The sequence below is a fragment of the Glaciecola sp. KUL10 genome (assembly GCF_003203515.1).
GTDB lineage: Bacteria > Pseudomonadota > Gammaproteobacteria > Enterobacterales > Alteromonadaceae > Glaciecola.
The window spans coordinates 22,654-31,406 of sequence record NZ_BGNG01000018.1 but is presented as its reverse complement, the minus strand read 5'-3'; the positions used below and the strand labels follow the sequence as shown (position 1 = coordinate 31,406).

At 41.4% G+C, this 8,753-nt stretch carries 6 protein-coding genes; 4 read left to right on the top strand and 2 right to left on the bottom strand.

Annotated features, from left to right (window positions below; all coding sequences use genetic code 11):
- Positions 1–151 precede the first annotated feature (151 nt).
- The 3 genes from KUL10_RS18125 to KUL10_RS18115 all read left to right on the top strand — a co-directional run bounded on the left by KUL10_RS18125 (position 152) and on the right by KUL10_RS18115 (position 2,771).
- The gene (locus KUL10_RS18125; RefSeq protein WP_146216808.1) at positions 152–334 is read left to right on the top strand and encodes a hypothetical protein; all 183 of its coding nucleotides are present in this window, start codon (positions 152–154) and stop codon (positions 332–334) included.
- Entirely contained in the window at positions 321–899 is a 579-nt protein-coding gene (locus KUL10_RS18120; protein ID WP_110430368.1) for a hypothetical protein, read from the top strand. Before KUL10_RS18125 ends, KUL10_RS18120 begins: the two co-directional genes overlap by 14 nt.
- Positions 900–1,244: 345 nt before the next feature.
- Positions 1,245–2,771: a YifB family Mg chelatase-like AAA ATPase gene (locus tag KUL10_RS18115; RefSeq protein WP_110430367.1), complete on the top strand. Its 1,527-nt coding sequence runs from the start codon at positions 1,245–1,247 to the stop codon at positions 2,769–2,771.
- A gap of 37 nt (positions 2,772–2,808) precedes the next feature.
- On the opposite strand, the gene ilvY is transcribed toward KUL10_RS18115, so the two are convergent.
- Positions 2,809–3,672, bottom strand: coding sequence for an HTH-type transcriptional activator IlvY (gene ilvY / locus KUL10_RS18110; RefSeq protein WP_110430366.1), 864 nt, complete (start codon positions 3,670–3,672; stop codon positions 2,809–2,811).
- 186 nt (positions 3,673–3,858) lie between these two features.
- On the opposite strand from ilvY, the gene ilvC reads away from it, so the two are divergent.
- Positions 3,859–5,337, top strand: coding sequence for a ketol-acid reductoisomerase (gene ilvC / locus KUL10_RS18105; protein WP_110430365.1), 1,479 nt, complete (start codon positions 3,859–3,861; stop codon positions 5,335–5,337).
- Between the two features lie 136 nt (positions 5,338–5,473).
- On the opposite strand, the gene KUL10_RS18100 is transcribed toward ilvC, so the two are convergent.
- Positions 5,474–8,713 carry a CHAT domain-containing tetratricopeptide repeat protein gene (locus KUL10_RS18100; protein WP_146216807.1) on the bottom strand — a complete coding sequence of 1,080 codons (3,240 nt, stop codon included), beginning with the start codon at positions 8,711–8,713 and terminating at the stop codon, positions 5,474–5,476.
- Positions 8,714–8,753: the final 40 nt, after the last annotated feature.

Below are 8,753 nucleotides of genomic sequence, written 5' to 3'. Positions count from 1 at the left end.
AATATGTAAATATACTATTACAATTCTAATGGTTACAGTGAAGCGATCGCTCATTAAATTTCTTGCAACGTATTGTTTTTTTGATTAATTTTTAAACACTTCAAAATTTGGAAGAAAGTGTATGGTTCAAATGATGAATTTAAGGATAAAAATGAAAAAACCAATCAGAAATCTAGTAACGGTCGCTGTTATAGCTGCGTCTTATAATGTACTGGCCGAAACCAAGAACAACGTGCCTTTAAGTTCTAACAGCACTGCTTTTACTCCATCTCACTTCGCATCATATATGGGGATGACGCCGACTCAATTTCAACGATTTTTTGGGAGCCTTTGATGAGCAATATTTTTCCCCCGATTTGCCAGAATTCATTGACATTGAGAATCACCCCTCTTTTTTAATTGCATTAGAATATGCAAACGCTGGCGATGTTGCTCCAGAGCAGATAAATACAGAAGTAGAGGGCCTTTTTAAGACGAATATGTCTCTTTTTGCAGGTTTTCTAAACATCAGCGTGAAGGAACTCGAAGCCAAGATAAAGAAGTTTGATGAACTTGAAAAAGTCATTAATCGATTACAAAAAACGAGAGCTGATGAAACATCACATAAAAGTGTCAAGTCGGCTTCGGATGAAAGTGAAGATATTGAAGTGATTGAAGTAAGGGCGACGGAAGACACACTAGACACAACTACGTCGGGAGGCCATACCTCTGCAACAATCATTATTTGGAACAGCGGGATGGATATTGGAGGTGGTTTTAGTGTTGTAATAAGAGTCAACTTTCGCACTTCTGGTGGCAGCTATTATGGAACCCAAGATTGGAGAGTAAATAGATTCGGAGCATATCCAGTTTCAAACGTGTTTTGTGATGACGAAAGTTGCTCATTTAATCCTTTCTAAAAGTCTAGATTAGTTACTCAACATCATGAGTAGAGATTGCTAACCTTGGTGAGCAGGTACACATTTCTGCTCACCCCCTTTCATAACAACGCATTAGTTTTTATTGAAACTGTCGGCTCAAATAGTCAGCTACATCTTAAGTTCAAAACTCACTATTTTGTCTTTTTGATATTTATTGAAAATAGGTCTGTTAGTTCATCGGTATTTGATAGTAGTTGGCTGCTTGATACTTTATTTTTAGATTACCTTCATAGTCGCTAATAAACTAGCATTTTGATCAGCATACACAATAAGCTTTAAGCAATAAAATTAAGCTATTCTAATTAGCTTAACCGAGCATTTAACTTGTCACTTTCAGTTGTCTATACACGTGCAAACTTAGGTATCGAAGCGCCACTTGTTACTATCGAAGTGCATATTTCAAATGGCTTACCCAGTTTTAACCTAGTGGGCTTGCCTGAAACCACGGTCAAAGAAGCAAAGGATAGAGTGCGCAGCGCATTGATCAATGCTGGCTTTGAATACCCGAGTAGAAAAATCACCGTTAACATGGCGCCAGCAGACCTACCAAAGGGTGGCGGTCGATTTGACTTAGCCATTGCTATCGGGATTATTCATGCCAGTGAGCAATTGAAAAACGTTGATTTAGAAGCTTTTGAGTTTGTCGGTGAACTTGCATTATCGGGTCAATTGCGGCCAGTCACGGGCGCGTTACCAATGGCCTTTGCTGCTCAACAATCAAAACGCGAGCTATTTTTACCCAGTGAAAATGCAGATGAAGCAGCGCTTGTAGCGTCTGATTTTGTTTTTGCGGCCGATTCTTTGATTGCCGTTTATTCTCATTTAAAAGGTAGCGAAAAGTTAACACATCGTCACGAGTCAAAAACGACGGTGGTGCATAATGCGCAAGCGTGTATTTCAGATATCATCGGCCAAGATCACGCCAAACGCGCGTTGGAAATTGCCGCTAGTTCAAACGCCTCAATTCTGCTTTATGGCCCAGCGGGAACGGGTAAATCGATGCTGGCTAATAGACTATTGTCTATCATGCCAGACTTAACAAAAGAAGAAGCGATTCAAAACGCGTGCGTGAAATCAATTGCGGGCTTGGCGGTTAAGCCACAAGAAATTCTTCAACGTCCCTTTCGGCAACCCCACCATACTTGTTCTTCAGCCGCATTGGTCGGTGGTGGCAGTTATCCCAAACCTGGGGAAATCTCCTTAGCGCATAAAGGCGTCTTGTTTTTAGATGAACTCCCAGAGTACGGTCGAGCGCTTTTAGATGTATTGAGAGAGCCGCTAGAGACCAAAGAAATTCATCTATCGCGCGCCGCGTTTAAAGTCAGCTATCCTTGTGATTTTCAAATGGTATGTGCGATGAATCCAAGCCCTACGGGTGATGTGGACGATAAACGAGCAACGCCAGACCAAGTACTGCGCTATTTAAACCGAATATCGGGGCCCTTTCTTGACCGCATTGATTTGCAAGTTCATGTACCGAAACTGGCATTGAGTAAACTACTGCCTAAAAGTGAGTCTACTCATGCTCAAAGTGAAACTAGTGAAGTGATAAAAAAACGAGTGTTGGCTGCAAGAGAGAAGCAATTAAGTCGCCAAGGCAAACTAAATCAATATTTAAGTAATAAAGAGATTGAACAATTTTGTGGTTTGTCAGATAGCAATCATCAATTTGTGACTAATGCGATTGAACAACTCGAACTTTCTATGCGCGCGTATCATCGTACTTTAAGGGTTGCTAGGACGATTGCGGATCTAGATAACTTCGACACGATTGAGCGCCTTCATCTAGCAGAAGCCTTGAGTTTTAGAGGGTTTGACCGAATGCTTATTGATTTAAAAAAGCAGTATTGAAATAACACTTTTGTGCGTAAACCCTATGTACACTTAGCTAGGCCATAAACAACTCTGTAACCGCTCTTAACAAAGGCTCATTCGCACGTTGTGTTAAGTAACAAAGTCCTAAGGAATAGGGCTCGATATTGCTCACTTCAATGACATTTACATTCGCTTTTACTACCGAGTTATCCAACACTATACGTGGCACAAAACCCACACCTAAACCCAATGATACCATGCTCACAATCGCTTCATTACCTGACACGCTAGCATAAACCCTAGGCCGAATCCCTTGTTCGGCAAACCAATGGTTAACGATACGCTTTGATGGGCCGCGAGCAGGCATGACGACATTCATTTCAGTCCATTTTAATTCACTAACATCTGAAATATTAACGCTCTTGGGCACGATCAACACCAATGGCACAGTATCCAGTTGATTAAACGTAATATTCGCAGGCATATCAGGGGTTTTGATCGCAAATGAAAAGTCTGCCTGCTTTTCTTCTACTTTATTAACAGCCAAAGCGGGATCACCAGTGTCTAGCTTTAATTCAATCGCGGGGTAACGATTTTGCAACTTATCTAATAGAGGCGGCAGGTAACTTTGGCTAGCCGTGACCGAGCAAAAAACAGAAATTTGCCCGCTGAGTTCTTTCACTTGCTGTTCTAAGCTCTTTTCTAAAGCCTGCCAATTATTAAGAGTCTGCTCTGCAAAGCTCAATACCTTTAAGCCTGCAGCAGTTAAATTGACACTGCGATTGTTGCGCACAAATAAATTGGCACCGCACTCTTCTTCCAACCTTGAGATCACTCTAGACAAAGTGGGAGGTGAGACATACATCGCGTTTGCGGTCTTGGTAAAGCTCAAGCTTTTGGCTAAATGTTGAAACAATCGCAAACTTTTAATATCCATTACACACCTTTAAGCCCTTACAATGCTGGTTATTTCATTCTATGAAACAATACATTTCAAATATATCACTTTATAAAACAACAGAACACCGTTAATCTACATCCATAGTCGCTTATGACTGTCGTCACAGACACTAAATTTATTAGATATTGAGTAATATTCAGTATCAGATGCTCGGAAGAAATCATGACTAATTATTTTAATACATTGCCGCTTCGCAAACAGCTTGACCAACTGGGTCAATGCCGTTTTATGAATCGCGAAGAGTTTGAATCAGGCTGCGATTACCTTAAAGGTAAATCAATCGTTATCGTTGGTTGTGGTGCACAAGGGCTAAACCAAGGTTTAAACATGCGTGATTCTGGCTTGAACGTCAGCTACGCACTTCGCCAAGCAGCAATTGATGAAAAACGCGATTCATACCAACGTGCTTCAGGCAACGGTTTTAAAGTAGGTACTTACCAAGAGCTTATTCCAGACGCTGATTTGGTTTATAACTTAACGCCTGATAAGCAGCACGCTAGCGTTGTTGAAGCCGTTATGCCTTTAATGCAAAAAGGCGCAGCTTTAGGTTATTCGCACGGTTTTAATATCGTTGAAGAAGGTCAACAAATCAGAAGCGATATCACGGTTGTGATGTGTGCGCCAAAATGTCCAGGTACAGAAGTACGTGAAGAATACAAACGTGGTTTCGGTGTACCGACACTAATAGCCGTTCACCCTGAAAACGACCCAGAGAACAAGGGTTGGGACATTGCAAAAGCACTCGCTAGCGCAACGGGCGGTGACCGTGCTGGTGTTCTACAAAGCTCGTTCGTAGCAGAAGTTAAGTCTGACCTAATGGGTGAACAAACCATACTTTGCGGCATGCAACAAGCCGGCGCAATCTTAGCTTATGACAAGATGGTTGCTGACGGTGTTGATCCGGCTTATGCAGGTGCATTGGTTCAGTATGGCTTAGAAGCGATCACTGAAGCACTAAAGATTGGCGGCGTGACAAACATGATGGATCGCTTGTCTAATCCAGCAAAAGTATTGACGCACGAACTTTCAGAAGAATTAAAAACATTAATGCGTCCGTTGTTTGAAAAACACCAAGACGACATCATCAGTGGTGAATTCTCCAAGACCATGATGGAAGATTGGGCAAACGGTGACGCTAACCTTTTAAAATGGCGCGAAGAAACAGGCCAATCAGGCTTCGAAAACGCACCAGTTTACTCAGGTAAAATCGATGACCAAGAGTTTTTCGATAAAGGTATTTTGTTAGTTGCAATGATCAAAGCTGGCGTTGAACTTGCGTTTGACGTAATGGTCGAAGCAGGGATACTACCAGAGTCTGCATACTATGAGTCACTGCACGAGACTCCACTGATTTCTAACACAATCGCTCGTAAGCGCTTGTACGAAATGAACGTGGTTATCTCTGATACAGCAGAATACGGAAACTATTTATTTGCAAATGCGGCAGTGCCGTTATTGCAACAGAAATTTATGTCTAAAATCACAGCCGAGCACATCGGTGGTGGTTTGGCATCTACATCCACGGGCGTGGATAATATGCAACTGGTAAACGTGAACAAAGCAATTCGTTCACATGGCGTTGAGTCGGTAGGTGAGACACTTCGCGGTTACATGACTGACATGAAAGCTATTATTAGCTAACACTCAGTTACATGACAGTTATCAGTTGATACCCTTTCTGTCGTTAGGTGCTTTAACTAAGCTCCTTTTGCCCGGTCTTTATAGGCCGGGTTTTTTATTGCCTGATGAAAATGTAGATGGCAGGGAAAATCACTGCTTAATGCATCGCAATCTTTTTGAAATGCTGATTTGCCGCCGTGAAAACAAATGCTGACCAATATTTCGGATGTCGATATCGAGGATTATTGGACAATGCCTCTTGGGCATAAGACAAACTGGCTGCAACGTCTCCTTGAGAGCTTTTCAAATGCTGATAGAAATGTTTCATAAAAATAGAGGTTGGCCTGTCTGCTACTGGCCATAAAGAGCCTATCGTGCCTCCTGCTCCGTTTTGCAGCATGGCTCTTGACAAACTCAAGGGGCCCTCTCCAGCAAACACTGTTCCTAGCATGGTTTCACAACCACTTAGCACAACCAAATCAGATGCGGTGGGGTATGCGAGTAGACGAGACAAACTAACAAAGTCGAAATTCAAATATTGACCTTGTTCTTTATTTGCCGTGGCTAATCCGTTGATATATGGAAGCTCAGTAAAGGTGATTGCATGTGTTGCGATGTGTTGAATGTTCGACAAGCGCATCTCATCAGATACCAATGCATCTGACGTAGCTTCATTATTTATAAACGTCGAAACCTGAGCATCAAACATTTCGCTAATCCATTGGGCTTCTTTAGCGCTCCAAGGCAAGTCGGCCATATGTATCGACGAATCAGCGCTTCTAGATGCTAATGTTGTCGAGGTTGGCGCGCCAAAGTTTGGAGCGGCAAAAATAGAGATCTTGGTGGACGACGCTCTTGTGGGCACCTCAATTTCTTTAAAAAAATACCGAAATGAAAACGTATTGACTATCGACGGCAGTTCCTTAAGTTTTCCAAAATGTTGTTTTATCAGTGCATTTATTGGGATCAACTGACTACTGTCATTTGCAATGAATATTAACTCGTTGATATTTGCTCCCAATACTTGCTCAACAGGAAACAAATTCCCTATTTCCTTGAGCAAAGCAGATGGATTCGAATTAGATAAGTGAACATTAGAGGCAAATTCAAGAATAAAATTTTCTATAGCCTCATTTTGTTCAACACGCAAAAACTCAACAGAATCAACACCAATGATTAAGTAGTAGATCTGTTTTCCATCAACAAAACTGCCAATGACTCTCTGTTCTTTAGTTAATAAGGACTGCGCCATATCGAGCGAGAAATTAGCCATACTCGAAGCGCCTAGTGCTTCAACATGGATGTGTTTTGACTCGCTTTGCTGAAGCCGAAAACGCTTACTATCAAGCTCTATTTTTGACAATAAATCATCGTTATCGGGGTTCACTAAGCTTTTTAACTCTTGTTTCCAAACCGCTTCTTGAATCTCTTTTAATGATGTTTGTATATTGCTCTGAGCAGATTTACTGCGTTTGCTAATCATACTCAGGGCATTAAATCGCTCCCAAGCCCTGAACGCTTTATCGACATATTGGAGCTCTGCTTTTGTTTGGAATTGCTCATACATCAATGCCATGTATAAACCAATCAGCTCATTGTTAATGCTACGCCAATACAGGCTTTTCTCATTATTGATGATTTCTTTGTTGAGCGACTGTACTATGTCTAAGGCGATATTTAACTCAAGCTCAAGATTGACGAGCTCTTTTTTGGCATAGAACCACTCAGCTCTTAATTTATGGACATTTAGCCTTTGAATTGCAAACTTGTCTTTTTGACTCAAGTACTCAATAAAGCTATGCGATTCCTGCAAAAAACAAGTTTTGTCTTCAGTCACAAAACACAAATACAATTTCAATTGCCGAAACATTAGTTTGATTGGTTCATGTGTCGTTTCGGTGATCAGTGACTCGGCAAGTGTGAGATAGCCCCTCGCACGCTCGATGTCTTGTTTGTGCAAGGCGATATAAGCTTGTTCTATGCTCAACTTTATTTGATAGGGTGTCAGAGGCTCTTCATAACCGTTATTGACTTTGTTGATTACAGACTCAGACAAATCAAATTGGCCTAACTTTCGATGTAATGCCGAAATAGCTAAAAGCGCATTGTAGTAATAATGCGAATGAGTATTTTCTTTCCAATAAAACGCCGCCTGCTGAAGGTAAGTAAGTGCATTTTGATAATCTCCTAGTTCTTCATAAGTCATACCGATACCATGATAGAAGACGTCTTTTCTTGTGTCGGGCATACTAGGATCAGCAATACTCAAAGCCAAACGTAGCATCGCAAGTGCTTCAAGTGGCTTTTGTTGCGCTGACTTAATGTGTGAATAGTTGTTCAACGGATCATCGAGCTGCCTAGTAGAACCCGACTGATAATGCAAATCAATGGAGGCTTGGTAAGAGGCTTCTGCAAGATTTTGCATAGTGTTTGTTCGAGTATCCATTGAGGATCTTATTGCGTAGTAAGTCGCTTTTTTATTTAGGAATATTGCACGTGCTTTTACATCATCAATTGGCAATAAATCCAACGCCCTTTTAATATCATCAAGACCCAAGTGCATGAGATTAGCGTCATCGCTAAAACTACCCTGCATGATGCGCAGAAGCCCTTTTTGAGTCAGTAAATCTAAGTATTGGTACTTGTGCTTTTGCTGCACTAGCTCATATGGCACGCTTAAAACGCTATCTAAAACTGGAAATGCCCGCTCGTACTCCGCAAGGTGCATCAACGCACTTGCTTTTATGTAGTTAATCTCGAAAGCTTCACTCTGATTAAGCTGAATGCCGTCGTTCATTAAAGAGGCTACATAATCGAGCGCAGCTTGGGCTTGATATTGTTCAAATAACAAACCCGCTATTAATTTTGGTAAAAATGGAAAGGAAGTTTGAAGCCTCTGCGGCAATCGAACAACCTTCAATTGAACAGCTTTAAGTTCTTCGATTATCGCAAGTCGCTCTGTGTGTTTTGCATGATGCCATTTTGAAAATAATTGATGTAGTTGCAGGGCTATTTGCTTAAATAAGTCCATATCGATTGTAGCGGTTGACTGATCATCAATCGCAAGTGTTTTCAGCGAAAACTCACTTTTTAAGCTTGGGTTTTCCGTGGCCTTCAATACTAGGGCTCTAGAAAGCTCACTCTCTTCGAAAACAATGATTTGATCAGTGTTTCGCGTTAATACACTCGATTGAATAAGCGCTATCGCCCCTTCTTGTTTAACGCCAATCAACACATGATTGTTGGTATGAGATAGCCGATACACTGCTCCTGCTTTAGGAATGTCAGCTACCTCAAACCACTCAAAAGCAAAGGCTGGCAAAGAAAAACTAAGGCATGCCAGCCCAATTGCAAAGAGGCAAAAGATGCGTCGTTGTGTCAACAGGAGGGTCTTCACAATTCAATCTCGCTCAATTAACTTTGTGATAATTTTGGTT